Genomic DNA, 23804 nt, shown 5'->3' on the forward strand with positions numbered 1-23804 from the left:
CTCGAACCCCCACGAATTCATGAGGATTCCCATGCGCCTGATTCGCATGCTGCTGTTGCCCGTACTGGCCCTGACCACCTTGTCGGCCCATGCCGATGAAAAGGACGTGGCCCGCCTGACCCAGCTGTTGGAAACATCCAAGACCCTGACCGCACGCTTTTCCCAGCTGACCCTGGACGGCAGCGGCACCCAGTTGCAGGAAACCGCCGGTGACATGGCGCTCCAGCGTCCGGGGCTGTTCTACTGGCACACCGACGCACCGGCTGAACAGCTAATGGTGTCCGATGGCAAGAAAGTCTCCCTGTGGGACCCGGACCTGGAGCAGGTCACCATCAAGAATCTCGACCAGCGCCTGACCCAGACGCCGGCATTGTTGCTGTCGGGTGACATTTCCAAGATCAGCCAGAGCTTCGACATCACGGCCAAGGAAGCGGGTGGCGTGATCGACTTCACCCTCAAGCCCAAGACCAAGGACAGCCTGTTCGACAGCCTGCGCCTGTCGTTCCGCAACGGCCTGGTCAATGACATGCAACTGATCGACAGCGTCGGCCAGCGCACCAACATCCTGTTCACCGGAGTCAAGGCCAACGAACCGATCGCGGCGTCCAAGTTCAAGTTCGACATCCCCAAGGGTGCCGATGTCATCCAGGAATAAACAATAGCTGATTGGAACACAGGACCTGTGGGAGCGAGCCTGCTCGCGATAGCGTCGGATCAGTCAGCATTGATGTTGAATGTGGTATTGCCATCGCGAGCAGGCTCGCTCCCACAAGGGGATGGTGGTGTCCATGGAACCCAGTGGAGGTTGCATAAGCAGTGATGGACCTGTTTCGAAGCGCCCCGATTGCCCAGCCATTGGCCGCCCGCCTGCGCGCGACCAACCTGGATGAGTACGTCGGCCAGGAGCATGTGCTGGCCCGGGGCAAGCCCCTGCGCGAAGCCCTGGAGCAGGGTGCGTTGCATTCGATGATCTTCTGGGGGCCGCCGGGCGTGGGCAAGACCACCTTGGCACGGCTGCTGGCGGAAGTCTCCGACGCGCATTTCGAAACGGTGTCGGCAGTGCTGGCCGGGGTCAAGGAGATCCGCCAGGCGGTGGAAGTCGCCAAGCAGCAGGCCGGGCAATACGGCAAGCGCACCATTCTGTTCGTCGACGAAGTGCACCGTTTCAACAAGTCCCAGCAGGATGCGTTCCTGCCCTATGTCGAAGACGGCACGCTGATCTTCATCGGCGCGACCACCGAGAACCCTTCGTTCGAACTCAACAACGCCTTGCTGTCCCGGGCGCGGGTCTATGTGCTCAAGAGCCTCGACGAAGCGGCGATGCGCAAGCTGGTGCACCGGGCGCTGACCGAAGAGCGCGGCCTGGGCAAGCGCAGGCTGAGCCTCAGCGACGAAGGTTTCCAGATCCTGTTTTCAGCGGCCGATGGCGATGGCCGGCGGTTGCTCAACTTGCTGGAGAACGCGTCGGACCTGGCCGAGGATGACAGCGAAATCGGTGTCGAGCTGCTGCAAAGCCTGCTGGGCGACACCCGGCGGCGTTTCGACAAGGGCGGCGAGGCGTTCTACGACCAGATATCGGCGCTGCACAAATCCATACGGGGTTCCAACCCCGATGCGGCCCTGTACTGGTTCGCCCGGATGATCGACGGTGGCTGCGATCCGTTGTACCTCGCACGAAGGGTGGTGCGCATGGCCAGCGAAGACATCGGCAACGCCGATCCCCGCGCCTTGAGCCTGTGCCTGGCGGCCTGGGATGTGCAGGAACGCCTGGGCAGCCCCGAAGGCGAGCTCGCCGTGGCCCAGGCCATCACGTACCTGGCCTGTGCACCGAAAAGCAATGCGGTGTACATGGGCTTCAAGGCAGCCATGCGCAGCGCCACCGAGCATGGTTCCCTCGAGGTCCCGCTGCACCTGCGCAATGCCCCGACCAAGCTCATGAAGCAGTTGGGTTACGGTGATGAATACCGCTACGCCCACGACGAACCGGATGCCTACGCCGCCGGCGAAGACTATTTTCCCGAAGCACTCGACCCCCAGCCGTTCTATCAGCCGGTGCCCCGTGGCCTGGAGCTGAAGATCGGCGAAAAGCTGAATCACCTGGCGCAGTTGGATCGCCTGAGCCCACGGCAGCGGAGAAAGCCTTGATTCCCCTGATACTTGCAGTTTCTGCTGGCGGCATTGCCGGCACCCTGGCACGTTTCGCCGCCGGCAATTGGGTCAACGCAAATTGGCCCCGGCACTTCTATACCGCGACGCTGACCGTTAATATCGTGGGCTGTCTGCTGATCGGCGTTTTATACGGTCTGTTCCTGATTCGTCCCGAAGTGCCTGTCGAAGTGCGCGCGGGGCTGATCGTCGGCTTCCTTGGCGGCCTGACGACCTTTTCGTCCTTTTCACTGGATACGGTGCGCCTGCTGGAAAGCGGGCAGGTGCCGCTGGCCCTGGGCTATGCGGCAGCCAGCGTATTCGGCGGGCTGCTCGCCACCTGGGCCGGCCTGTCCCTGACCAAACTTATCTAAACGAGAGACCGACATGCTCGATTCCAAACTGTTACGTAGCAACCTTCAGGACGTAGCGGACCGCCTGGCATCCCGTGGCTTTGCCCTGGACGTCGCGCGCATCGAAGCGCTGGAAGAGCAGCGCAAGACCGTCCAGACTCAGACTGAAAAGCTGCAAGCCGAGCGTAATGCGATCTCCAAGAGCATTGGCCAGGCCAAGCAGCGCGGTGAAGACATCGCGCCGTTGATGGCGAACGTCGAGAGCATGGGCACCGAACTCAACAACGGCAAGCTGGCCCTGGACAAGATCCAGTCCGAGCTGGATTCGATCCTGCTGGGCATTCCGAACCTGCCCCACGAGTCGGTGCCGCTCGGTGAAGACGAAGATGGCAACGTCGAAGTCCGTCGCTGGGGCACGCCAAAAGCGTTCGATTTCCAGGTGCAGGACCACGTCGCCCTGGGCGAGAAGTTCGGCTGGCTGGACTTCGAAACCGCCGCCAAGCTGTCCGGCGCCCGTTTTGCCCTGCTGCGCGGGCCCATTGCCCGCCTGCATCGGGCCCTGGCCCAGTTCATGATCAACCTGCACGTCACCGAGCATGGCTACGAAGAGGCCTACACCCCGTACCTGGTGCAGGCACCGGCCCTGCAAGGCACCGGCCAGTTGCCGAAGTTCGAGGAAGACCTGTTCAAGATCGGCCGCGAAGGCGAGGCCGACCTGTACCTGATCCCGACGGCTGAAGTGTCGCTGACCAACATCGTGGCCGGCGAGATCGTCGACGCCAAGCAACTGCCGATCAAGTTCGTCGCCCATACGCCGTGCTTCCGCAGTGAAGCCGGGGCGTCGGGTCGCGATACCCGCGGCATGATTCGCCAGCACCAGTTCGACAAGGTCGAGATGGTGCAGATCGTCGAGCCGGGCAAATCCATGGAAGCCCTGGAAAGCCTGACCGCCAACGCCGAGAAGGTCCTGCAACTGCTGGAGCTGCCATATCGCACCCTGGCGCTGTGCACCGGCGACATGGGTTTCAGCGCGGTCAAGACCTACGACCTGGAAGTGTGGATTCCGAGCCAGGACAAATACCGTGAGATTTCGTCGTGCTCCAACTGTGGCGACTTCCAGGCCCGTCGCATGCAGGCGCGTTTCCGCAACCCTGAAACCGGCAAGCCGGAACTGGTCCACACCCTCAACGGCTCCGGCCTGGCGGTGGGCCGGACCCTGGTGGCGGTGCTGGAAAACTACCAGCAGGCCGACGGTTCGATCCGTGTGCCTGAGGTGTTGAAGCCGTACATGGGTGGCATCGAGGTCATCGGCTAAATGGACTATCTGCCACTGTTCCATAACCTGCGCGGCAGTCGCGTGCTGGTGGTCGGCGGCGGCGAGATTGCCTTGCGCAAGTCCCGCCTGCTGGCCGATGCCGGCGCGCTGCTGCGGGTGGTCGCACCCGAAATCGAGCCGCAACTGCGGGAGCTGGTCAGTGGCAGCGGAGGCGAGTGTGTCCTGCGCGGTTATCTCGAAGCGGACCTGGGCGGTTGCGGCCTGATCATCGCCGCCACCGACGACGAAACCCTCAATGCCCAGGTCTCGGCCGACGCTCACAAGCGCTGCGTGCCGGTCAACGTGGTGGACGCGCCGGCCCTGTGCAGCGTGATCTTCCCGGCCATCGTCGACCGCTCGCCACTGGTGATCGCGGTGTCCAGCGGCGGCGACGCGCCAGTGCTGGCAAGGCTGATCCGCGCCAAACTGGAAACCTGGATTCCCTCGACCTACGGGCAACTGGCGGGTCTGGCGGCGCAGTTTCGCAACCAGGTCAAACGGCTGTTCCCGGATGTGCAACAACGCCGGGCGTTCTGGGAAGAGGTGTTCCAGGGCCCCATCGCCGACCGCCAGTTGGCCGGGCAGGGTGCCGAAGCCGAGCGCCTGCTGCGCGAAAAAATCGCCGGCCAGGCGCCCCACGCACCGGGTGAAGTCTATCTGGTGGGTGCCGGGCCGGGTGATCCCGATCTGCTGACGTTCCGCGCCCTGCGTTTGATGCAGCAGGCCGACGTGGTGCTTTACGACCGTCTCGTCGCGCCAGCGATTCTCGAGCTATGTCGGCGTGATGCCGAACGGATCTACGTCGGCAAGCGCCGCGCCGACCATGCCGTGCCCCAGGACCAGATCAACCAGCAGTTGGTCGAACTGGCCCGGCAAGGCAAGCGGGTGGTGCGCTTGAAAGGCGGCGACCCGTTCATCTTCGGGCGTGGCGGTGAGGAGATCGAAGAGCTGGCGGCCCAAGGCATCCCGTTCCAGGTCGTGCCGGGCATCACCGCGGCCAGCGGTTGCGCGGCGTATGCCGGTATCCCGTTGACCCATCGCGACTATGCCCAGTCGGTGCGTTTCATCACCGGCCATCTCAAGGATGGCACCACTGACCTGCCGTGGGCGGATCTGGTGGCGCCGGCGCAGACCTTGGTGTTCTACATGGGCTTGGTGGGGCTACCGAGCATCTGCAGCGAGTTGATCAAGCACGGTCGCGCGGCCGATACCCCGGCGGCGCTGATCCAGCAGGGCACGACGTCCAACCAGCGGGTGTTCACCGGCACTCTGGCGGACCTGCCGCAATTGGTGGCGGAGCATGAGGTGCATGCGCCGACGCTGGTGATCGTTGGGGAAGTGGTGCAATTGCGCGAGAAACTGGCGTGGTTTGAAGGGGCGCAGGGGCAGGTCTAGAGACCGCGTCGTCTTCAATCGCGAGCAGGCTCGCTCCCACATTGGGCTGGGTGTAACCAGGAATTTATGGTTGCACCCGGATCCCATGTGGGAGCGAGCCTGCTCGCGATGACGCCTTTAGATCCACTAAAAATCCCGGCTCAGTCCCCGCCCCAGATGCCTTTCCCCACCCACCGCGCCCGATCATGGGCCCCGCTGAAATCCTGCTCCGGCCCCTTGGGCACGATCCCGTTGGGATTGATGGTCTTGTGGCTGCCGTAGTAATGCCGCTGGATGTGGGTGAAATCCACCGTCTCGGCAATGCCCGGCCATTGATACAACTCCCGCAGCCAGTTCGACAGGTTCGGGTAATCGGCGATGCGCCGCCGGTTGCATTTGAAGTGGCCGAAGTACACCGCGTCGAAACGGATCATGGTGGTGAACAGGCGGATATCCGCTTCGGTCAGGTATTCGCCGGCCAGGTAGCGCTGTAAGCCCAGGAGTGCATCCAGCCGGTCGAGTTCGGCGAACAACTGATCGAACGCTTCTTCGTAAGCCTGTTGGGTCGTGGCGAAGCCGGCACGATAGACGCCGTTGTTCACCGCCGGATAGATCCGCTCGTTCAGCGCATCGATCTTGCTGCGCAGGTGTTCGGGATACAGGTCCAGATGGTTGCCGGTCAGGTCATTGAAGGCGCTGTTGAACATGCGGATGATCTCCGCCGATTCGTTGTTGACGATGCGTTGTTGGCGCTTGTCCCACAGTGCCGGCACGGTGACGCGGCCGGTGTAGTCCGGCGCGTCGGCGGTGTAACGCTGGTGCAGGAAGCGCAGGTCGTCCAGTTTGTCGCCGGTGGAGCCGTGGGCCTTGTCGAAGGTCCAGCCGTTTTCCAGCATCAGGTAGCTGACCACCGAGACGTCGATCAGGTCTTCCAGGCCCTTGAGCTTGCGATAGATCAACGTGCGATGGGCCCAGGGGCAAGCCAGGGACACATACAAATGGTAGCGCCCGGCCTCGGCGGCAAACCCGCTCTCGCCCGTGGGGCCGGCGCTGCCGTCGGCGGTGATCCAGTGACGGCGTTGCGCCTGTTCGCGCTGGAAGGTGCCGTCCTTGCTTTCATACCACTGATCCTGCCAGCGGCCTTCGACTAACAAACCCATCTCGATTTCCTCGGCCAATAAACGTTGGAGACGAGTCTATTCCGATAGGTTCGAACAAAAAGCGCAAAGATTAGGCATTAACCATCGGTTAAACCGAACGATCCCGGGCAGCCCAATACTGCCGGGCCTTGTCGAATGCTTCTTCACGGGCCAGGCCGAGGCCGCGCAGAGCCAGCGCCATGGTGGCGATCAGGGCCAATTGCGGGTAGCTGTCCTCCACGTCACCGCGCCAGATGGCTTTCAGATGCTCGGGATCGAGGCTTTCCGGTTTGACGTGGCGCTGCGCGGCCAGCCGTGGCCATTCTTCGTCCCAACTGGTGCCGCCGGTGGTGCCATACAGGTGGCTGTCGGCATCCGGGTTGATTTCGATCTCGCCGCCGTCGCCCTTGATCACGAGGGTCGTGTCCCCCAACAAACCGCTGGCGTCGCGATGCACCGCCTGGTAGCCGGGATGGAAGATGCTTTGCAGCCCGCAGCGGGCCTTCAGCGGGTTGAGGATTCGCGCCAGGGAATGGATCGGTGAGCGCAGGCCGAGGGTGTTGCGCAGGTCGATCATGCGCTGCATCTGGGGCGCCCAGTCCACCAGCGGCATGAAGGCCAGGCCGCCGTTGTCCAGCGCTGTGCCGACCTGCTGCCAGTCGCGGCACAGGGGAATTTGCAGAAAGCCCAGCAACTGTTCGGTGTAAAGCCGACCTGCCGTATGGGCACCGCCGCCGTGCATAAAAATCCGCACGCCGTTCTGCCCGAGGCACTTGGCCGCCAGCAGGTACCAGGGCAAGTGACGTTTCTTGCCGGCGTAGGTCGGCCAGTCGAGGTCCACCGCCAGCGCCGGGGCATCCAGGCGGGCGCGCAGGGCTTCGGTGAAACCGGCCATTTCCTCGGCGCTTTCCTCCTTGTGCCGCAGCAGCATCAGGAAGGCGCCGAGCTGGGTGTCCTCGACCTGCTCGTCGAGCACCATGCCCATGGCCTCGCGGGCTTCTTCACGGGTCAGGTCGCGGGCGCCGCGCTTGCCTTTGCCCAGGATGCGCACGAACTGGGCGAATGGATGTTCGGCCGGGGTCTCGAGGGTCAGCGATGGAACGTCGGTCATAAGCAATTCGTCGGTTTGGGCAGGCCCGCCAGCTTGGCGGCGAGTTTGGCGGGAGTGCCTTTGAACAATCGGTTCAGGTGCAGGCTGTTGCCCTTGTCCGCGCCCAGTTTCAGCGCGGTGTACTTGATCAGCGGCCGGGTGGCGGGGGAGAGCTGGAACTCGTCGTAGAAGCCGCGCAACAGTTCGAGGATTTCCCAGTGCTCGGGGCTCAACTCGATGTCTTCGGCGGCGGCCAGGGCCGTGGCGACGTCGGCGGACCAGTCGTCCCGGTCGGCCAGGTAGCCGTCCTTGTCCAGCGCGATGGCGCGTTCGCCTACGTTCAGCGCGTTCATAACCAGGAGTTGACCTTGTCATGCTGGATCGACAGTTCGACGAAGGCCGGGTAGTCGATGGTCTTGGTCCAGTCAGGTGCTTGCAAGCCACGGGCCTGGAGGTCTTCGGCCAGTGCGAACAGTTTCAGGCCGGCGGCCTGCAATTGTGCAAACGGCGCGCTGCCGGGTTGCAACGCGTAAATCGCATCGCCACACAGCAGCAGCGCATCCTTGTTTCCCAGGACCCGCAGGCAACTGGCGAGGCGGTGATCGCCAAAGGGCGAATGGGACAACACATGCAAGGTCGACATCAGAGGGTGATCACCTGGTCGTAACGGTCAATGAGAGCGGTGATGTCCGGTGCGGTCAGCAGCTTCAGGTCAGCCAGCGCCAGTGCGTCGGTGTCGATACCGCGTTCGGCGGCACTGTCGGCGCAGACGAAGAGGTCTTCGACGCCGAACATGGGTAGTGCCTGCAAGTTCGCGCTCAGGTCCTTTTGCTGGACGGCCTTGGCGTTCTGGCCGGCGAGCAGTTGGAGCACGCCGTCATCGAGAAACAGCAGGCCGATGGGCAGGTCGAACGCCCCGCCGGCCAGCACGATGTCCAGCGCCTCCCGGGCGCCGGGGCCGGACCACGGGGACTGGCGGCTGATGAGCAACAGGGATTTAGCCATTACGCGCCTCCAAAACAGATCAGGCGGTCGGCATCCTGGATCGCGTCGTGCAACTGGCCGAGCCCGGACAGGGCCCAAGGGGCCTCGACGCTCACGGCCGAGCGTTGGTAGCGCTGGGCTTCCTCTGCGTTCAACACCCCACGGCGCAATGCCGCCGCAATGCAGACCACGCCGTCGAGCTGGTGGTCGCTGACAAAGCTGCGCCACTGTTTGGGCAGGTCCTGTTCGTCCTGGGGGGGGACCACGCCGCTGTCGGCGTTGTAGACACCATCCTGATAGAAAAACAGCCGCACGATTTCATGCCCACCGGCCAGCGCGGCCTGGGCAAACAGCAAGGCGCGGCGCGAGGACGGCGCATGGGCGGCGGAAAACAGCGCGATGGCGAGCTTCATGGCAGATCCGAACAATAAAACTGCGGCCATGATAAAGCTTTATGGGCGGGGGGGCGATTGGCACGACTGGGTTGGAGGGCATCATTGTGGCGCGGGGATAAATCCCCTCGCCACAGGTGTTGTTCAATCAGTTCATCTACTGCTCGAGCCCGTGCAACTCGCAATATTCCGCCCAATCCATCCCCGCCATCTCTGCCACTTCCCTGTGCACGTCCATCCGCTGGGCGTGGTAGTCCTGCGGCGAGGCGGCGGTCAGTTGCAAGGTCAATTCCCAGGCAAACAGGCCCAGGCGCTCGGCCTCGGCTTCGAAGGCTTCATGCAAGCGCTCGGCGCGGTATTGTTCCGCCGTCTCGCCCTTGGCCTGGGCCAGCAGCGGGTTGAGGTGGTCCAGCTCGGCGCGCAATTCGGGGCGCTCATCGAGAAATTTTTCCAACGCCCGCTCATGTTGCTGTTCGGTTGCCGCCATGGTGACTCCCTGGTGATGACGAAAGGCTCAAGGTTGCGCGAATCGTCGTCCGGTGTCGCGTATAAATTTCAGCAAAGCCATACGAAGGCCGGGGGCGCGGTGCTACAGTCCGTTTTTTTCTCGATGAGTGAACGCAATGCGAATGCTGACGGTGGCCCTGGCCGCTACCTTGCTGGCCGGCTGCGCCGGTTCGGCGATGAACGAGGCCCGGACCCAGGCGCCTTACAAGACCCTGGCCTCGGACAAGCCGGAACAGATCGTGGCCCAGTGCGTGCAGTTTTCCTGGCAGGATGAGGCAGTGTTCGGCGTCGATGCCGGGGCTTACCTGCAACCGGGCAAGAAAGGTGGCTCGACGGTGTACACCCGCTCCGCCGAATCCTTTGTCGACCTGGAAACCGGCGCCACCGGCACGACGCTGAACTATTACGCCAAGCACGACGACTTCATGGCCAAGCGCCGGTTGGCAGCGTTGGCGACTTGCCTGTAGGCCGGTAAAGCATCGCGAGCAGGCTCGCTCCCACAGGGGATTTGCGCTGAATAGAAATCTTGCGGCCGGCCCGGAATCAATGTGGGAGCGAGCCTGGTGGGAGCGAGCCTGCTCGCGATGGCGGTGGGTCAGTCGACGATAAGGTTGAAGGGTAAACCGCTTCGCGAGCAGGCTCGCTCCCACAGGTTTTGTATTTCAAGCGGACTCAGTCAGGCGCTTCTGGAAGAAGAAACGCTTATGGCCCGGCGGATAGTCGTCGATCTGGCCGCACTCGGTGAAACCGAGTCTTCTGTAGAACTCTGGTGCCTGGAAGTCGAAGGTGTCCAGCCAGATGCCGATGCAATCCTCCTCTCGCGCCAGGGTTTCGGCCGCCCGCATCAGTTCGCTGCCCATGCCTTGGCCACGGGCCTGTTCCGGCACTGACAGCAATTCGATGTACAGCCAGCGGTAAAACAACCTGCCGTAAAGTCCTCCCACTATTTCGGTGCTGTACTCATCCCGCACCAACCATGCCACCAGCTTGGACGCTCCGTCACCCGCCTGGGAAACGTTGTAACTGCGTAGCGGGGCGAGGATGGCCTCACGGTCTTCAGCGGTGGGGGTGAATGTACGTTCGATTCGCAGCGTCATCAGCAATGTCCTTATGGCGGGGAAGATGAACGGCATGAGCCTACCCCAAAAGACCGTCCGGCAGCGAACGGGCGCATTTCGCAAATCGGGCCATACTTCCTGGGATTTCCAAAACAAGAAGAGAGCGACTCATGAAGTTCGAATCCTTGACCCGGACCCTGGTTGCGACATCCCTGGCCCTCAGTTGCTTCTATGTGCAGGCTGCTTCCCAGGCCCCGGTCGCCGCCGAGAACGGCATGGTGGTCACCGCCCAGCACCTGGCGACCCATGTGGGCGTCGATGTCCTCAAGAACGGCGGCAATGCCGTGGACGCAGCGGTGGCGGTGGGGTACGCCCTGGCGGTGGTCTACCCGGCGGCGGGGAACCTGGGCGGCGGTGGTTTCATGACCCTTCAACTGGCCGATGGACGCAAGACCTTCCTGGATTTCCGCGAGAAGGCCCCGTTGGCTGCTACGGCGGACATGTATCTGGACAAGGACGGCAACGTCGTCCCCGACCTCAGCACCCGCGGGCACCTGGCGGTGGGTGTGCCCGGCACGGTGTCCGGCATGGAGCTGGCGCTGAAGAAGTACGGCAGCAAGCCCCGGGCCGAGCTGATCGCCCCGGCCATCCGCTTCGCCGAGGAAGGTTTCGCCCTGGAGCAGGGCGACGTGGACCTGCTGGACACCGCCACCGAGCTGTTCAAGAAGGACATGCGTGACTCGGGCTCGATCTTCCTGCACAACGGCGAGCCGATGCAGGTCGGCCAGAAACTGGTGCAGAAAGACCTCGCCAGGACCCTGCGGGAAATCTCCGCCAAGGGTGCCGACGGTTTCTACAAGGGCTGGGTCGCCGATGCCCTCGTCACCTCCAGCCAGGCCAACAAAGGCATCATCACCCAGGCCGACCTGGACAAGTACAAGACCCGCGAGCTGGCGCCGGTGGAGTGCGATTATCGCGGCTACCATATCGTCTCGGCGCCGCCGCCCAGTTCCGGCGGCGTGGTGCTGTGTCAGATCATGAACATCCTCGACGGCTATCCGATGAAGGAACTGGGCTTCCATTCGGCCCAGGGCATGCATTACCAGATCGAAGCCATGCGGCATGCCTATGTGGATCGCAACAGCTACCTGGGCGACCCGGACTTCGTGCAGAACCCCATCGACCATCTGCTGGACAAAAGCTACGCCGCCAAACTGCGGGCCGCCATTGAACCGCAAAAGGCCGGTGACTCCCACGCGATCAAGCCTGGCGTAGCCCCCCACGAGGGCAGCAACACCACCCACTATTCCATCGTCGACAAGTGGGGCAACGCGGTTTCCGTCACCTACACCCTCAACGACTGGTTCGGCGCGGGCGTCATGGCGAGCAAGACCGGGGTGATTCTCAACGACGAAATGGATGACTTCACCGCCAAGATCGGCGTTCCCAATATGTACGGCCTGATGCAGGGCGAGGCCAACGCCATCGCGCCGGGCAAGGCACCGTTGTCGTCGATGAGCCCGACCATCGTCACCAAGGACGGCAAGACCGTCATGGTGGTAGGGACGCCGGGTGGCAGCCGAATCATTACCGCGACATTGCTGACGATCCTCAATGTGATCGACTACGGCATGAACCTGCAGGAAGCTGTCGATGCGCCGCGCTTCCACCAGCAGTGGATGCCCGAGCAGACCAACCTGGAAACCTTCGCCGCCAGCCCCGACACGCAAAAGATCCTGGAAAGCTGGGGGCATAAGTTCGCAGGTCCCCAGGACCCGAACCACATCGCCGCGATTCTGGTGGGCGCCCCGTCGCTGGGCGGGAAGCCGGTGGGCAAGAATCGTTTCTATGGGGCCAACGATCCACGTCGCAACACGGGATTATCGTTGGGTTATTAACGGTCACTGTTTTGAAGAGGAAAACCATGAGCACCGCTTTACTGATCATCGATGTCCAGAGCGCCCTGTGCAGCGGTGAAGAAGAATGCTTCGAGAGCCAGCGCGTCATCCGGACCATCAACGACCTCAGTGCCAGGGCCAGGGCCGTCGGCTTGCCGGTGATCCTGATCCAGCACGAAGAACTGCAAGGTTCGCTGTTGTACGGCTCCTCCGCCTGGCAACTGGCGGACGGGCTGTTGACCGCCGCGGACGACCTGCGGGTGCGCAAGACCACGCCGGACGCGTTCTACCAGACCGACCTGTTGTCGTTGCTGCAGGCCCGCAGCATCGACCGCCTGGTGATCTGCGGCATGCAGACCGACTATTGCGTCAACGCCACGGTACGCCAGGCCCACACCCTGGGTTATGAAGTGGTCCTGGCGGCCGATGCCCACACCACCGTGGACAACGGCAGCCTGGCGGCGGAGCAGATCATCGCCAACCACAATGAGCGGCTGGGGCGCCTGAGCAGCGCGGTGTCGCGGATTGATGTGGTGCCGGCGCAGGACGTGCGTCTCTGACCCGGTCTCATGTCGATAGTGGAATTGGCTGGCCCGCCATCCCATCAGGCGGGCTGGACGTACTACCAAATGGCTCGGTATCGAAACGCGATCTGATAGTCATATTTTGCTATGTCGATCCTATGGCCGAAAAAGGATTGCAGGATCGATATCCACTCTTCGGATAAGTCAAAACCGCCATCGTAGATCTCTGGCTCGTTTTCCAAACCCAATGCGGTAATTATCGACAAGTCATCAGCCAGGTCTATCGAATACTCTTTGCCTTCGCCCGTTTCGGTTTTCTTGTTGTACCAGTCCAGTCTCAGTTTTAAACCCATTGGGTCCTCACAAGTACTTTTTGATGTTGCGATTTTTTTTGGCCGGGCCCACCTGATGTCCCGTTTCGTGATTAAAAGCCCCTAAATGACTTCCGTCGCTTGCTCGATAAGCTTCCAGTTCCCCATGTCTGGAGTCCCACTCGTAGATTGTCCTGCCTTTAAGATCAGTCCATCTCTCTCTTAACCCGGCTCCTGCTTGTTTTGGTGTTTTCTTTTTTGCCGTCTTGAGATTGGGGAAACCCGTGATTTCTTCGGTTTCTGGGGCCGAATAGTAATCGTGGTCAGCGTTACCTGCTCGTCTTACAGAGACGACTACATAAACAGGGCGAACCCCCGAGTCTGCCGGAAACACCAGAATGAAATCTCTGTACTCCGGCGGATAGATCGGATCGACGATGATGCTGTCGGCCATCGGCGTCGGCGGATAAATCCAGATAGGAGGGGCCTGCGGTGCCGCTTCCAGGGCAGGGATGCCCAAGGTGTCGGACGGATCGACGGCTGGCGTCCAGATCAGCTCGATGCCGTCGCCCAAGTCAGCGACGTAGTGCTCGGCGCGAGGAACCAGGTGAACGACGTCGACCATTTCCCAATCGCGGTTCTGGCCGGTATAGAAACCATAGCCCTTGAGGCTGCCATCGGCCTGCTGCTCGATTTGCAGACGCATGCGGCTGCGGGCCTGCTTCAGGTTGTGTAACTGTTCTTCGGAGTAAAGGGCGCTATCGCCCAGGCTGGAAGGCCAGAGCAAGGCAACCATGCCGGTTAACAGACCCGTGACGACGGTGCCACTGACTGCTGCCCCGGTTGCCTCAAGTGCGGTGCCGCCGAGAGCAAGCCTGCCCAATGACGCGGTTATCGCGCCGGCGCCAATCTGCTTGAGGGGCACAGTCCCCGATGCGTCAGCCCGTCTGCCGCCGAGCCAGACCAGGTCGCCGTACTGCCTGACCAAGTCAGCCGGCACATAGCCGTTGGGGTTGCTGTAATCAATGACACCGTCGGGTAATTTGCCGCTCTTGGCGAATACGCTGCCGTTTATGGGCAGTAGCGTTTTATCGACCTTGGTCCAGCGTTCCTTTTCATAGGCGGCCTGCCGGTCAAGCATGGCTTCGTACTTCAATTGTCCGGCTTCACGCTCGGCCAATTCGCTGGGCGTCATGTCCCGATAGGTGACGTAGTGCCCATCACCGCCGGGCGGGTTCTTGACTTGGGGGATGTCTTTTTGACGTGTCACGGAGGGGCAGATCTCGTCCAATCAATGCGGGAGAGACACTAACCTAGGGACCGAGGCTGGAGCTGTAGGGACTTTTTTGTATTAGTTGTTACGTCTTCCTCAGGCTTTGTAGGAAAAATAAATGGATGTGTGACCAACGTCTTTCAGAACGCACTTTTTGATTGATGTGATTGCATTCGTTTACTGCACCCGAGTGCGACGATCAGTGTGTTTATTGTGCTGTTGGGCTCTGCTGGATCGAGCTACATCGTCTTGCGCCACCGCCTACAACTACGCCAGAATCCGCCGGCTTGTGCGCTTGGGAGGCGGCCTCTATCGTTTGCCGATCACTGACGAATCAGTGATCGGGTTTGGTAGCCCGGGTTTTCGGTGCACAGCGTCACCTCCTGCAAGTGCAATCATGCGCTTCGCTTTTTGGTGGCCATGCGCAGGGCTTCTTCGGAGGCGCCGGTTCCGATACCCGGTCTACCAACCTTCGTATGGCCACCGCCCTTCGTTTGGTAGCGTGAGAGTGATGGCTCCTTTTCAAATGTATCGGAGCTTCATCTATGTTCAAAGTAACTCCCAATCCGCCAGAAGCCGACTCCTCAGCCGCCTCGTACGACAAGGCTGCCGATCGTGCCCTTGACTACTACCTGAAACCTAAACCGACCGAGGCCGATTCGACATCCGATCAACTCTTTACTGTCGTTAACGGCATCGACACTGAAGTCCTGCTTGCCAATCTCAGCGAAACATTGGCCTCGGCCAATGCCATGACCAGTGACCTGGCATTCGAATTGGACGGCTCCCGACGGCACGTCGCCTTGGGTATCCAGCAACTGATTGAACTGGGCACATTGCTGGCGAACCGGGCGCTGGATAACGTCGACCCGCGTTAACGTTCCCTCCCGCTGGGTGGCGAAGCTGCGCTTGTAGGAGCTGGCGAAGGCTCGGGCGCGTTCGGACGATCTTTTGATCTTTTGATCTTTTGATCTTTTGATCTTTCGCTTGAGACTCAAGTGTCAGGGGAAAGATCGCAGCCTCGCTTTGCTCGACAGCTCCTACAGGCGCAACCCGGCGGGCGGTGCCATATTTCGCTAATCCCCTCGCCATAAGAGACTTCGGGTCTTCAGCTCAAGGCGCGCCAAACACCATCGTCCAATACACCCCCGCGTCGCTGCGCGAATCAGTGGCATACGCGGCGCCCACTTGGGTGAACATCGGGTTCATCAGGTTGGCGCAGTGCCCCGGGCTGGCGAGCCAGTCTTGCATGGCCTGGTTCGGTGAGCCTTGGCCGGCGGCGATGTTTTCGCCGATCTTGCGGCCACGAAAGCCGGCACCTTTGGCTCGATCAGCGACCGAGCGGCCGTCCGGGTCGCGATGGGCGAAGTAGTTGCCGCGGGCCATTGCCTGGCTGTGTCCCTGGGCGGCTGATCCGAGTGCGGCGTTCCAGCTCAGTGGCCGGGCGGCGGCAAAGCGTTGGCGGCCGCACAGGCGCGACTTGGCTCTTGCCGCGTTGACTTGGGCGAGCAACGCCTTATTTGCGGATGAGGCGTCGCTGACCGGTGCACCGCCCATGGGCTGTGCCAGGACCACCCGCCACTCATCACCGACCCGGTTGATGCCGATGTCGGCGTACTGGTTGTCCAGCAGGGCGGCGCAGTGCTCGTCCGCCAACCTGTCGAAAGCCTCTTCGGCATCTCGTGCATCCGTCAGGCGGATGCTGCGCACGGCCCGGGCTTGATAACCGGCGTCCTTCAAGGTTTCCCGCAAACCGTCACGAAAGCCGATCGGCAAGGCCAGGCGCGAGCGCAGCGCCAAGGGCGGGGAAGCCCGCACCGTGCGCCATTCACAGCGGCGGGACTGGCTGCGGTAGTCGTTGATGGCGTCCAGCAGTTGCCCTTCGCCTCGAGCGTGGGCAGGGTTGGTGAACAGGGGAAGCAAGGGGAGCAGGCAGAGCGAAACGAAACGGCTGGAGCGAACAGAGTGGCGCATGGACGAACGGCTCGGGAGGGGAGTTGCCTTGGCGCCAGGTTTGGCGCCGATCAACCGCAAAGCGCTTCGCACAGGACGGCGAGGTTTTCACGGCTGGGGTAGGACTGTGGGTTTGAAAACAAGTTTCAGCAGAAGCTACAAACAACACCCCTGTGGCGAGTTCAATTGTGCCCAGCCGCTCCGGCCACAGGCGCCTCGACCCGTTCAACCTTGTGATACGTCAACAGTACGATCCCAGCCACCACGATAGTGCCACCGAGTATCTGACCGGGGCTGAGCATCTGGTCCAGCACCAGCCAGCCGATCAGCAGCGTGGCCAACGGTTCGACGTTCATCACCGGGGCATTGCGCGGCATGTCCAGGCGCGGCACGGAGATGAACAGCACGATGAACCCGGTGCCGTAGAGCGCCACCAGGGTTGCCAGGGCGAACCAGCCGGTGCTGGTGGCCGGCAGGCTGAAGCCGCCGGGGAGGGCGCCGCTCAGGCCGGCGAGATTGACGCTGCTGAACACAATGAAGATCGTCAGCAGGCTGCGCACCGAGCCGCGCACTTGGGACAGCTTGTGATCGGTGATCCACAGCGCGCAGGCGAATGCACAAGCCGCGCAGAAGGCCAGGCCGACGCCCACCAGCCATTGCGAGCCGACGTTCTGTCCGGACGATAACCGCGCCGGCACTTCCAGTACGAACACCAGGCCCAGCAGAATCATCCCCATCAGCGCGGCGGTGCGCGCGGTGGGACGTGGTCCGCCCAGTGCCCAGGTCAACAGCGCGAGCAGAATCGGGAACACATTCCCCACCAGCAGTGCCAGAGCCACCGGTACCCTCGCCACGGCGGAATAAAGACAAAGACTCTGGGTGCCGATCAACAGCCCGAGCAGCAACTGCCAGCGCCAGGCGCCTGGTGGAAGGCGCAGGCCCTGGCGCTGCCATAGCACCATCAAGGCCAGCACCAGCAGGGTTCCACCCGAACGCATCAGGATCGCCAGCAGCACACCGGCGCCATCGTCGAACGCCACCCGCGCCGCGACATGGTTGCCGGCGAAGGCGCAGCCCATGCACAGCAGCACGAGCACGGCGAGGTGGCGTGGAAACGGAGCGGGGGTGTCCGATGCGGCGGTGGGGCGGGTCATGGCAGGATTTCTCAAAGGAACAACGCCGAAGCGAGGGGCCTCGAATCGGTGATTTTAGTTATTGTTGTCGTACAACGTGTCTGAATTTTTACCTTATCTGATCCGGTGGAACAAGTAGCGAAGAGGTCAAAGCTTCCTCCATAACATAGAAATACCCAGCCTTGAGCGGTCATATGATTGTCCTTCTTCAGTAGGTATAGAAGAGCAATCTTGTACGATGTCTTATCACGTAGTAAAACTGTCGTCCCGTCCAATAATAATTAACGGAGAGACGCACGATGGAGACCTCGCAACTCATCAACCCCGCCGACCAAGGCCGCCGGGTATTCCTGAAAAAATCCCTGGTGGTCTCGGCGGCTGCCGCCACCCTCGGGAACCTGCCCGGGCTTGCCCAGGCCGAGCCGTTGAGCCAGCGTTACCCGGATCCATTGATCAACATCCTCGACCCCAGCTTCATGGACCTGCGCATCTTCAACGCCAGCGTGGAAAAACTCGCCACGGGCCTGCGTTGGGCCGAAGGGCCGGTTTGGGTCGGCGACGGCCGCTACCTGCTGGTCAGCGACATTCCCAACAACCGCATCGTGCGTTGGGATGAAATCACCGGCGGCCTGTCGGTGTACCGCGAGAACTCCAATTTCTCCAATGGCATGTGCCGTGATCGCCAAGGGCGGTTGCTGGTGTGCGAAGGCTCCACCACTTCGAGCGAGGGCCGGCGCATCACCCGTACCGAGCACAACGGCACCGTCACCGTGCTGGCGGACAGTTTCGAAGGCAAACCTTTCAACTCGCCCAACGACATCGTGTGCAAGCGCGACGGTTCGGTCTGGTTCACCGACCCACCGTTCCAGACCGGCAACAATTACGAAGGACACAAGGTCACGCCTTCCCAGCCCCACGCGGTGTACCGGATCGACGGCGAAACCGCCAAGGTGACCCGGGTGATCGACGACCTGGCGGGGCCGAACGGCCTGTGTTTCTCTCCGGACGAGAAGATTCTCTATGTGGTGGAGGGCAGAGCCAAGCCCAACCGTCTGATCTGGGCAATCACGGTCAAGGACGACGGTACGCTGGGCGAGCGGCGCAAGCACATCGAAGGCCTGGACTACGCCGCCCTCGATGGCATCAAGTGCGACGAAAGCGGCAACCTCTGGTGCGGCTGGGGTGGCAACGGTGACCCCAAGGCAGACCTGGAAAAGCTCGACGGCGTACGGGTGTTCAACCCGGAAGGCAAAGCCATCGGGCACATTTCCCTGCCGGAACGCTGCCCTAATATCTGCTTCGGCGGACGGGAGGGTAATCGCTTGTTCATGGCCAGCAGCCATTCGTTGTATTCGCTGTTCGTGAATACCCGGGGGGCGACGTTTGCCTGATTGAGATATCGCGATCCATTTGTGGCGAGGGGATTTATCTGTGGCGAGGGGATTTATCCCCGCTGGGCTGCGAAGCGGCCCTAAAACAGGACACCTCGGTGTGCCAGATAGACCACATTGGGGCCGCTCCGCGACCCAGCGGGGCGGTGCGACGTTTCGCTAAATCCCCTCGCCACAGGGTCTTGCTACTACTCGCTTGAGTGCGTTGCCGTACTGCCCCGCACCGTCAACTCAAACGGCAACACCACCCGCCGTTCGGCAATGGGCTTCTTCTCGATCAGCGCGATCAGCATCTCGACAGCCCTGCGGCCAAAAGTCTCGGCAGGTTGCGAAATGGTGGTCAGCGGCGGATCGCAATACGCCGCGAACGGGATGTCATCGAAGCCCACCAGGGAAATATCCTCAGGCACTCGCAACCCTGACGCCTTGATGCGCTTGAGGGCGCCGATGGCCATCTCGTCGTTTTCACAGAACAGCGCGCTGGGACGCTCGGCCAGCGCCAGCATCGTACCGGCGCCGTCGTACCCGGCGCTCAAGGTGAAGTCGCCGTGGCAGATCAGGCTCGGGTCAACGGCCAGGCCGGCCTGGCGCAAGGCGTCCTCGTAACCGGCCACGCGGTCCAGGGTCAACGGGCTGCTGCGGGGGCCCTTGATGATGCCGATGCGACGGTGGCCGAGGCCGATCAGGTGCTCGGTCATGGCTTGGGCGGCGGCGCGGTTGTCGAGGCTGATGGTGGGATAGTCGGCACCCTTGACCACTTCGCAGGCGTTGACCAGCGGCAGGGCTTCGGCACCCGGTGGGAGCGATGCGAAAGGATTACTGGCGCGCAACTGGATCACGCCATCGGCCTGATGTGCATAGACCAGCGCGGCGAATTCCCGCTCGACCTCTTCCCGGCCCTGGGTGTCGCACAACAACAGTCGATAACCCGCGGCCTGGGCGGCCTGCTGGGCACCGCTGATGACCCGGGCGAAGAACGTGTTGGCGATGGCCGGCACCAGGATCACCAGGTTGCCGGTGCGACGGGAGCGAAACTGCACGGCCATCAGGTTCGGACGATAGCCGGCCTGTTCCACTGCCGCGTTGACCCTGTCCCGCGTCTCGGGCAGTACCCGTTCCGGGGATTTCAGCGTTCTGGAAACCGTAGCCACCGACACGCCGGCCAGCCGGGCCACTTCACGGATATTGGACAAAAACCACCTCGATCGAGCGCCGGAAAATAGCGGCACGAGGGGGAGCTTACCGCAGGTTGGACACCTCACAAACGCTTCTGCATGAAGAGGGTGGGGTTTGACATGCCGCGAAACTGCGCCTAGATTCCGCTTTCATGTAACCGGTTACATTGTCATCAGTCCTGGCCTGAGAGAATCGCGATGAATCCTGTGGCACCGAAAATAAGACTGGGTTTCGTGGGCGGTGGAGAGGGCGCTTTCATCGGTCAGGCCCATCGTCAGGCCGCGGGCCTGGACGGCGGTTTCGAGTTGGTGTGCGGCGCGTTCAGCCGCGATGCCCGCAACAATCGGCAAACCGGCGCCACCCTGGGGCTGGCCGCTTCCCGCTGCTACAGCGACTGGCAGCAGTTGTTGGACGCTGAAGCGGCATTGCCTGCGGACCAGCGCATGGAGCTGCTGGTCATCGTCACCCCCAACCACTTGCACGCACCGATTGCCGTCCAGGCGTTGAAGGTGGGCTTTCATGTGTTCAGCGAAAAGCCCGCGGCGTTGAACCTGCCTGAGCTGCTCGCGCTCAAGGATGTGCTGCAAGGCAGCGGCCGCCTGTATGGCCTGGCCCACACGTACCTGGGGTATCCCATGGTCTGGCAGGCGCGGGAGATGGTGCGCACGGGCGTGATCGGCACGGTGCGCAAAGTGCTGGTCGAGTACCCCCAGGGTTGGCTCAGCCAGGACGTCGCCGGGCAGGGCAACAAACAGGCCGGCTGGCGCGATGATCCCCAGCAGTCCGGCCTGGGCGGCTGCATCGGCGACATCGGCACACACGCATTTTCCCTGGCAGAGTTCGTGACCGGGCAGCGCGTCGAACAGCTCTGCGCGGCATTGGGCACCCATATTCCGGGCCGGCAACTGGACGACGACGCCGCGATGCTGTTGCGCATGAGTGATGGCGTCAGCGGTGTGTTGATCGCCAGCCAGGTCTGCGCCGGTGAAGAGAACCCGTTGAAGATTCGCGTCTACGGCGACAAGGGCGCCCTGGAGTGGCGTCAGGAGGAACCGTCGAGCCTGATCCATCGCGCTCTCGATAAACCCCTGGGCACCCTGCGTAGCGGTGTCGGCCAGCCGTGGTTGTGCGAGGCCGCCACCCGCCGCATGCGCCTACCGGCCGGGCACCCCGAAGGTTATCTGGAAGCCATGGCGAACCTCTACGGCGATTTCGCCCGGGCCATTCGCGAACGGATCGAGGGCCCCGATGCGCCTGGCGTACCCGGCATCGAAACCGGCTTGCGCGGCATGGCGTTCATCGAGGCGGCCATTATCAATCATCGTGGCGAGGCGAAGTGGACCGCGCTGAAAACCGGAGAGTCGCTGCTGTGAAGACCGCCGATCAAACACCGGGCGGCCTGCGCGGGCCGGCCATTTTCCTGGCCCAGTTCATGTCCGATGAGGCGCCGTTCGACACCTTGGCGAACATCGCCCGGTGGGCGGCCTCACAAGGGTACAAAGCCGTTCAATTGCCGACCCTGGGCAGCCGCTACATAGACCTGGCCCGGGCCGCCGACAGCCAGGCCTATTGCGACGAACTCAAGGCCACCTGCGCAGCGGCCGGTGTCGAGATCAGCGAATTGTCGACGCACCTGCAAGGCCAACTGGTCGCGGTGCACCCGGCGTTCGACGCACTGTTCGACGACTTTGCCCCGGCCCATCTGCGCGGCCAGCCCCACGCCCGGACCGAGTGGGCCATCGAGCAGCTCAAGCTGGCGGCCCGGGCCAGCCAACGCCTGGGGCTCAGTGCCCATGCGACGTTTTCCGGCGCGCTGCTATGGCCCTACATGTACCCCTGGCCACAACGCCCGAGCGGGCTTGTCGAGCAAGGGTTCGCCGAACTGGCCCGGCGCTGGTTGCCGATTCTCGATTGCTTCGAGGCAGCCGGCGTCGACCTGTGCTACGAAATCCATCCCGGCGAAGACCTCCACGACGGCGCCTCGTTCGAGCGTTTCCTGGAAGCCGTCGCTCACCATCCGCGGGCGGCCATTCTCTACGACCCCAGCCATCTGCTGCTGCAACAGATGGACTACCTGGGGTTCATCGACCGCTACCACGCGCGCATCCGCATGTTCCACGTCAAGGACGCGGAGTTTCGCCCCGATGCCCGCTCCGGTGTGTATGGCGGCTACCAGGGCTGGGTGGATCGCCCCGGCCGGTTCCGTTCCCTGGGGGATGGGCAGGTCGATTTCAAATCGATCTTCAGCAAGCTGGCCCAATACGATTTCAGCGGTTGGGCGGTGCTGGAATGGGAATGCTGTCTGAAGGATTCGCAACAGGGCGCCGCCGAAGGGGCGGCGTTCATCGAGCGGCACATGATCAGCAAGACCCGCAAGGCGTTCGATGATTTTGCCGGGGTGACGGCGGATGAGGCGTCCAATCGGCGGCTGCTTGGGTTGCAGAAATAGCCTCTGTGGCGAGGGGATAAATCCCCTCGCCACAGAAGGAAAGCTTCAGTTCTGATAAGAACAACAAACAGACGGTGACTGTCATGACCACGATGAACACACGCTTGAGCGTGATGATGTTCCTGCAGTTCTTTATCTGGGGCGGCTGGTTCGTCACCCTGGGGACCTTCCTTTCCAGCACCCTGGGCGCCAGTGGTGGGCAGATCGGCATGGCGTTTTCCACCCAGTCCTGGGGGGCGATCATCGCGCCGTTCGTGATCGGCCTGATCGCCGACCGCTACTTCAATGCCGAACGTATCCTGGCGGTGTTGCACCTGCTGGGCGCGGTGCTGCTGTATCAGCTGTATTCGGCGCAGGACTTCAGTGGGTTCTATCCGTTCGTGCTGGCGTACATGGTGGTCTACATGCCGACGCTGGCCCTGGTCAATTCCGTGGCGTTCCGCCAGATGCGCGATCCGGCGCTGGAGTTCTCTCGCGTGCGGGTGTGGGGCACCCTCGGCTGGATCGTCGCCGGCGTGGTGATCAGTTTTGTGTTCGCCTGGGATTCACGGGAAGCCATTACGGCGGGCGGCTTGCGCAATACCTTCCTGATGGCGGCGATTGCCTCGCTTGTCCTGGGCATCTACAGCTTCACGCTGCCGGCCACGGCGCCGCTCAAGGCTGACGCCGGCGGTGGCGTGAAACAACTGCTGGGCCTGGATGCCCTGGGGCTGTTGAAGGATCGCAGTTATCTGGTGTTCTTCATCGCTTCGATCCTGATCTGCATCCCGTTGGCGTTCTATTACCAGAACGCCAACCCGTTCCTGGCCGAAACCGGCATGACCAACCCGACGGCGAAGATGGCCATCGGGCAGGTGTCCGAGGTGCTGTTCATGCTGCTGTTGCCGCTGTTCATCCAGCGCTTCGGTATCAAGTTGGCACTGTTGGTGGGGATGCTGGCGTGGGCGTTGCGCTACCTGCTGTTCGCCTACGGCAACAACGGTGACCTGGCGTTCATGCTGTTCGCCGGCATTGCCCTGCATGGCATCTGCTACGACTTCTTTTTTGTCTCGGGGCAGATCTACACCGACGCCAAGGCGCCGGAGCACCTGCGCAGTTCGGCCCAAGGGCTGATCACCCTGGCGACCTATGGCCTGGGTATGTTGATCGGCTTTCGGGTGGCGGGGCAGGTCACCGATCATTTTGCCGAGGCGGGCGGTCATGACTGGACCAGCATTTGGCTGTTCCCGGCCGGGTTCGCGCTGCTGGTGTTCGTCTGCTTCCTGGTTGCCTTCAGCGGCCGGCAAGCGGCGGCCGTTCCTTCAAAGGCCTGAAAGGCAAGCATCGGGCTGGACGTCGG

Annotated in this window: 26 protein-coding genes; 13 read left to right on the forward strand and 13 right to left on the reverse strand. The window is 62.3% G+C overall.

The features are described 5' to 3' along the window. The first annotated feature begins 31 nt into the window (after positions 1–31). The 5 genes from lolA (at position 32) to cysG (ending at position 5208) form a co-directional block, all read left to right on the forward strand. Positions 32–655 (forward strand): outer membrane lipoprotein chaperone LolA, encoded by a 624-nt coding sequence (gene lolA, locus LOY67_RS10070; protein ID WP_024779296.1) that lies wholly within the window; start codon positions 32–34, stop codon positions 653–655. A gap of 164 nt (positions 656–819) precedes the next feature. Further along, entirely contained in the window at positions 820–2145 is a 1326-nt protein-coding gene (locus tag LOY67_RS10075) for a replication-associated recombination protein A (RefSeq protein ID WP_265067016.1), read from the forward strand. Then, complete coding sequence (gene crcB, locus LOY67_RS10080) at positions 2142–2519, forward strand: fluoride efflux transporter CrcB (RefSeq protein ID WP_238965044.1); 378 nt, start codon at positions 2142–2144, stop codon at positions 2517–2519. Before LOY67_RS10075 ends, crcB begins: the two co-directional genes overlap by 4 nt. Before the next feature lie 13 nt (positions 2520–2532). Next, positions 2533–3813 carry a serine--tRNA ligase gene (gene serS, locus LOY67_RS10085; protein ID WP_265067017.1) on the forward strand — a complete coding sequence of 427 codons (1281 nt, stop codon included), beginning with the start codon at positions 2533–2535 and terminating at the stop codon, positions 3811–3813. Next, positions 3814–5208: a siroheme synthase CysG gene (cysG, locus tag LOY67_RS10090; protein WP_265067018.1), complete on the forward strand. Its 1395-nt coding sequence runs from the start codon at positions 3814–3816 to the stop codon at positions 5206–5208. 140 nt (positions 5209–5348) lie between these two features. Here the strand turns inward: cysG and LOY67_RS10095 are convergent, their stop codons facing one another. The 7 genes from LOY67_RS10095 to LOY67_RS10125 form a co-directional block, all read right to left on the reverse strand. Beyond that, entirely contained in the window at positions 5349–6347 is a 999-nt protein-coding gene (locus tag LOY67_RS10095) for a glutathione S-transferase family protein (RefSeq protein ID WP_265067019.1), read from the reverse strand. A gap of 88 nt (positions 6348–6435) precedes the next feature. Next, positions 6436–7437, reverse strand: coding sequence for a glycosyl transferase family protein (locus LOY67_RS10100; RefSeq protein ID WP_265067020.1), 1002 nt, complete (start codon positions 7435–7437; stop codon positions 6436–6438). Next, positions 7434–7769, reverse strand: coding sequence for a TusE/DsrC/DsvC family sulfur relay protein (locus tag LOY67_RS10105; protein ID WP_265067021.1), 336 nt, complete (start codon positions 7767–7769; stop codon positions 7434–7436). The genes LOY67_RS10100 and LOY67_RS10105 overlap by 4 nt, the downstream gene beginning before the upstream one ends. After that, positions 7766–8059 (reverse strand): sulfurtransferase complex subunit TusB, encoded by a 294-nt coding sequence (gene tusB, locus LOY67_RS10110; RefSeq protein WP_265067022.1) that lies wholly within the window; start codon positions 8057–8059, stop codon positions 7766–7768. Before tusB ends, LOY67_RS10105 begins: the two co-directional genes overlap by 4 nt. Continuing rightward, on the reverse strand, positions 8059–8421 hold the full coding sequence (gene tusC, locus LOY67_RS10115) for a sulfurtransferase complex subunit TusC (protein WP_265067023.1): 363 nt from the start codon (positions 8419–8421) through the stop codon (positions 8059–8061). The genes tusB and tusC overlap by 1 nt, the downstream gene beginning before the upstream one ends. Beyond that, positions 8421–8813 (reverse strand): sulfurtransferase complex subunit TusD, encoded by a 393-nt coding sequence (tusD, locus tag LOY67_RS10120; protein ID WP_265067024.1) that lies wholly within the window; start codon positions 8811–8813, stop codon positions 8421–8423. Before tusD ends, tusC begins: the two co-directional genes overlap by 1 nt. 136 nt (positions 8814–8949) lie before the next feature. Further along, entirely contained in the window at positions 8950–9279 is a 330-nt protein-coding gene (locus LOY67_RS10125; RefSeq protein ID WP_265067025.1) for a DUF6388 family protein, read from the reverse strand. A gap of 136 nt (positions 9280–9415) precedes the next feature. Between LOY67_RS10125 and LOY67_RS10130 the strand changes: the two genes are divergently transcribed. Beyond that, positions 9416–9766: a hypothetical protein gene (locus LOY67_RS10130; protein WP_265067026.1), complete on the forward strand. Its 351-nt coding sequence runs from the start codon at positions 9416–9418 to the stop codon at positions 9764–9766. A gap of 195 nt (positions 9767–9961) precedes the next feature. Here LOY67_RS10130 and LOY67_RS10135 read toward each other — a convergent pair whose 3' ends face one another. Beyond that, the gene (locus LOY67_RS10135) at positions 9962–10396 is read right to left on the reverse strand and encodes a GNAT family N-acetyltransferase (RefSeq protein ID WP_265067027.1); all 435 of its coding nucleotides are present in this window, start codon (positions 10394–10396) and stop codon (positions 9962–9964) included. Between the two features lie 131 nt (positions 10397–10527). Between LOY67_RS10135 and ggt the strand changes: the two genes are divergently transcribed. Further along, entirely contained in the window at positions 10528–12255 is a 1728-nt protein-coding gene (gene ggt / locus LOY67_RS10140; RefSeq protein ID WP_265067028.1) for a gamma-glutamyltransferase, read from the forward strand. Positions 12256–12281: 26 nt separating this feature from the next. Further along, the gene (locus LOY67_RS10145; protein ID WP_265067029.1) at positions 12282–12815 is read left to right on the forward strand and encodes a cysteine hydrolase family protein; all 534 of its coding nucleotides are present in this window, start codon (positions 12282–12284) and stop codon (positions 12813–12815) included. A 62-nt stretch (positions 12816–12877) separates the two neighbouring features. Here the strand turns inward: LOY67_RS10145 and LOY67_RS10150 are convergent, their stop codons facing one another. Together LOY67_RS10150 and LOY67_RS10155 are read right to left on the reverse strand one after the other, a co-directional pair. After that, complete coding sequence (locus LOY67_RS10150; protein WP_265067030.1) at positions 12878–13132, reverse strand: cloacin immunity family protein; 255 nt, start codon at positions 13130–13132, stop codon at positions 12878–12880. Between the two features lie 7 nt (positions 13133–13139). Beyond that, a complete protein-coding gene (locus LOY67_RS10155) occupies positions 13140–14360 on the reverse strand; it encodes an S-type pyocin domain-containing protein (protein ID WP_265067031.1) in 1221 nt (406 codons plus the stop codon). Positions 14361–14908: 548 nt separating this feature from the next. On the opposite strand from LOY67_RS10155, the gene LOY67_RS10160 reads away from it, so the two are divergent. Further along, on the forward strand, positions 14909–15241 hold the full coding sequence (locus LOY67_RS10160) for a DUF6124 family protein (protein ID WP_265067032.1): 333 nt from the start codon (positions 14909–14911) through the stop codon (positions 15239–15241). A 235-nt stretch (positions 15242–15476) separates the two neighbouring features. Here LOY67_RS10160 and LOY67_RS10165 read toward each other — a convergent pair whose 3' ends face one another. Both LOY67_RS10165 and LOY67_RS10170 read right to left on the reverse strand, forming a co-directional pair. Next, positions 15477–16337, reverse strand: a complete 861-nt coding sequence (locus LOY67_RS10165) for a CAP domain-containing protein (RefSeq protein ID WP_265067033.1) — start codon at positions 16335–16337, stop codon at positions 15477–15479. Between the two features lie 161 nt (positions 16338–16498). Then, positions 16499–17470, reverse strand: coding sequence for an EamA family transporter (locus LOY67_RS10170; protein ID WP_265067034.1), 972 nt, complete (start codon positions 17468–17470; stop codon positions 16499–16501). Between the two features lie 278 nt (positions 17471–17748). On the opposite strand from LOY67_RS10170, the gene LOY67_RS10175 reads away from it, so the two are divergent. Then, positions 17749–18840 (forward strand): SMP-30/gluconolactonase/LRE family protein, encoded by a 1092-nt coding sequence (locus LOY67_RS10175; protein WP_265067035.1) that lies wholly within the window; start codon positions 17749–17751, stop codon positions 18838–18840. Between the two features lie 188 nt (positions 18841–19028). Here the strand turns inward: LOY67_RS10175 and LOY67_RS10180 are convergent, their stop codons facing one another. Then, positions 19029–20033 carry a LacI family DNA-binding transcriptional regulator gene (locus tag LOY67_RS10180; RefSeq protein ID WP_265067036.1) on the reverse strand — a complete coding sequence of 335 codons (1005 nt, stop codon included), beginning with the start codon at positions 20031–20033 and terminating at the stop codon, positions 19029–19031. Between the two features lie 180 nt (positions 20034–20213). Between LOY67_RS10180 and LOY67_RS10185 the strand changes: the two genes are divergently transcribed. From LOY67_RS10185 to LOY67_RS10195, 3 genes are all read left to right on the forward strand, one after another. Next, positions 20214–21389, forward strand: coding sequence for a Gfo/Idh/MocA family protein (locus tag LOY67_RS10185; protein ID WP_265067037.1), 1176 nt, complete (start codon positions 20214–20216; stop codon positions 21387–21389). A gap of 59 nt (positions 21390–21448) precedes the next feature. Next, positions 21449–22465: a sugar phosphate isomerase/epimerase family protein gene (locus LOY67_RS10190; RefSeq protein ID WP_413776204.1), complete on the forward strand. Its 1017-nt coding sequence runs from the start codon at positions 21449–21451 to the stop codon at positions 22463–22465. An 83-nt stretch (positions 22466–22548) separates the two neighbouring features. Then, entirely contained in the window at positions 22549–23778 is a 1230-nt protein-coding gene (locus LOY67_RS10195) for a nucleoside permease (protein ID WP_265067039.1), read from the forward strand. The last annotated feature ends 26 nt before the right edge of the window (positions 23779–23804 follow it).

The sequence above is a fragment of the Pseudomonas sp. B21-056 genome (genome assembly GCF_026016325.1).
Taxonomy (GTDB): domain Bacteria; phylum Pseudomonadota; class Gammaproteobacteria; order Pseudomonadales; family Pseudomonadaceae; genus Aquipseudomonas.

Excerpts from the sequence above, each read along its gene's own strand:
- lolA (WP_024779296.1), top strand. The coding sequence starts at position 32 with ATGCGCCTGATTCGCATGCTGCTGTTGCCCGTACTGGCCCTGACCACC.
- LOY67_RS10075 (WP_265067016.1), top strand. The coding sequence starts at position 820 with ATGGACCTGTTTCGAAGCGCCCCGATTGCCCAGCCATTGGCCGCCCGC.
- serS (WP_265067017.1), top strand. The coding sequence starts at position 2,533 with ATGCTCGATTCCAAACTGTTACGTAGCAACCTTCAGGACGTAGCGGAC.
- cysG (WP_265067018.1), top strand. The coding sequence starts at position 3,814 with ATGGACTATCTGCCACTGTTCCATAACCTGCGCGGCAGTCGCGTGCTG.
- LOY67_RS10095 (WP_265067019.1), bottom strand. The coding sequence starts at position 6,347 with ATGGGTTTGTTAGTCGAAGGCCGCTGGCAGGATCAGTGGTATGAAAGC.
- LOY67_RS10100 (WP_265067020.1), bottom strand. The coding sequence starts at position 7,437 with ATGACCGACGTTCCATCGCTGACCCTCGAGACCCCGGCCGAACATCCA.
- LOY67_RS10105 (WP_265067021.1), bottom strand. The coding sequence starts at position 7,769 with ATGAACGCGCTGAACGTAGGCGAACGCGCCATCGCGCTGGACAAGGAC.
- tusB (WP_265067022.1), bottom strand. The coding sequence starts at position 8,059 with ATGTCGACCTTGCATGTGTTGTCCCATTCGCCCTTTGGCGATCACCGC.
- tusC (WP_265067023.1), bottom strand. The coding sequence starts at position 8,421 with ATGGCTAAATCCCTGTTGCTCATCAGCCGCCAGTCCCCGTGGTCCGGC.
- tusD (WP_265067024.1), bottom strand. The coding sequence starts at position 8,813 with ATGAAGCTCGCCATCGCGCTGTTTTCCGCCGCCCATGCGCCGTCCTCG.
- LOY67_RS10125 (WP_265067025.1), bottom strand. The coding sequence starts at position 9,279 with ATGGCGGCAACCGAACAGCAACATGAGCGGGCGTTGGAAAAATTTCTC.
- LOY67_RS10130 (WP_265067026.1), top strand. The coding sequence starts at position 9,416 with ATGCGAATGCTGACGGTGGCCCTGGCCGCTACCTTGCTGGCCGGCTGC.
- LOY67_RS10135 (WP_265067027.1), bottom strand. The coding sequence starts at position 10,396 with ATGACGCTGCGAATCGAACGTACATTCACCCCCACCGCTGAAGACCGT.
- ggt (WP_265067028.1), top strand. The coding sequence starts at position 10,528 with ATGAAGTTCGAATCCTTGACCCGGACCCTGGTTGCGACATCCCTGGCC.
- LOY67_RS10145 (WP_265067029.1), top strand. The coding sequence starts at position 12,282 with ATGAGCACCGCTTTACTGATCATCGATGTCCAGAGCGCCCTGTGCAGC.
- LOY67_RS10150 (WP_265067030.1), bottom strand. The coding sequence starts at position 13,132 with ATGGGTTTAAAACTGAGACTGGACTGGTACAACAAGAAAACCGAAACG.
- LOY67_RS10160 (WP_265067032.1), top strand. The coding sequence starts at position 14,909 with ATGTTCAAAGTAACTCCCAATCCGCCAGAAGCCGACTCCTCAGCCGCC.
- LOY67_RS10165 (WP_265067033.1), bottom strand. The coding sequence starts at position 16,337 with ATGCGCCACTCTGTTCGCTCCAGCCGTTTCGTTTCGCTCTGCCTGCTC.
- LOY67_RS10170 (WP_265067034.1), bottom strand. The coding sequence starts at position 17,470 with ATGACCCGCCCCACCGCCGCATCGGACACCCCCGCTCCGTTTCCACGC.
- LOY67_RS10175 (WP_265067035.1), top strand. The coding sequence starts at position 17,749 with ATGGAGACCTCGCAACTCATCAACCCCGCCGACCAAGGCCGCCGGGTA.
- LOY67_RS10185 (WP_265067037.1), top strand. The coding sequence starts at position 20,214 with ATGAATCCTGTGGCACCGAAAATAAGACTGGGTTTCGTGGGCGGTGGA.
- LOY67_RS10190 (WP_413776204.1), top strand. The coding sequence starts at position 21,449 with ATGTCCGATGAGGCGCCGTTCGACACCTTGGCGAACATCGCCCGGTGG.
- LOY67_RS10195 (WP_265067039.1), top strand. The coding sequence starts at position 22,549 with ATGACCACGATGAACACACGCTTGAGCGTGATGATGTTCCTGCAGTTC.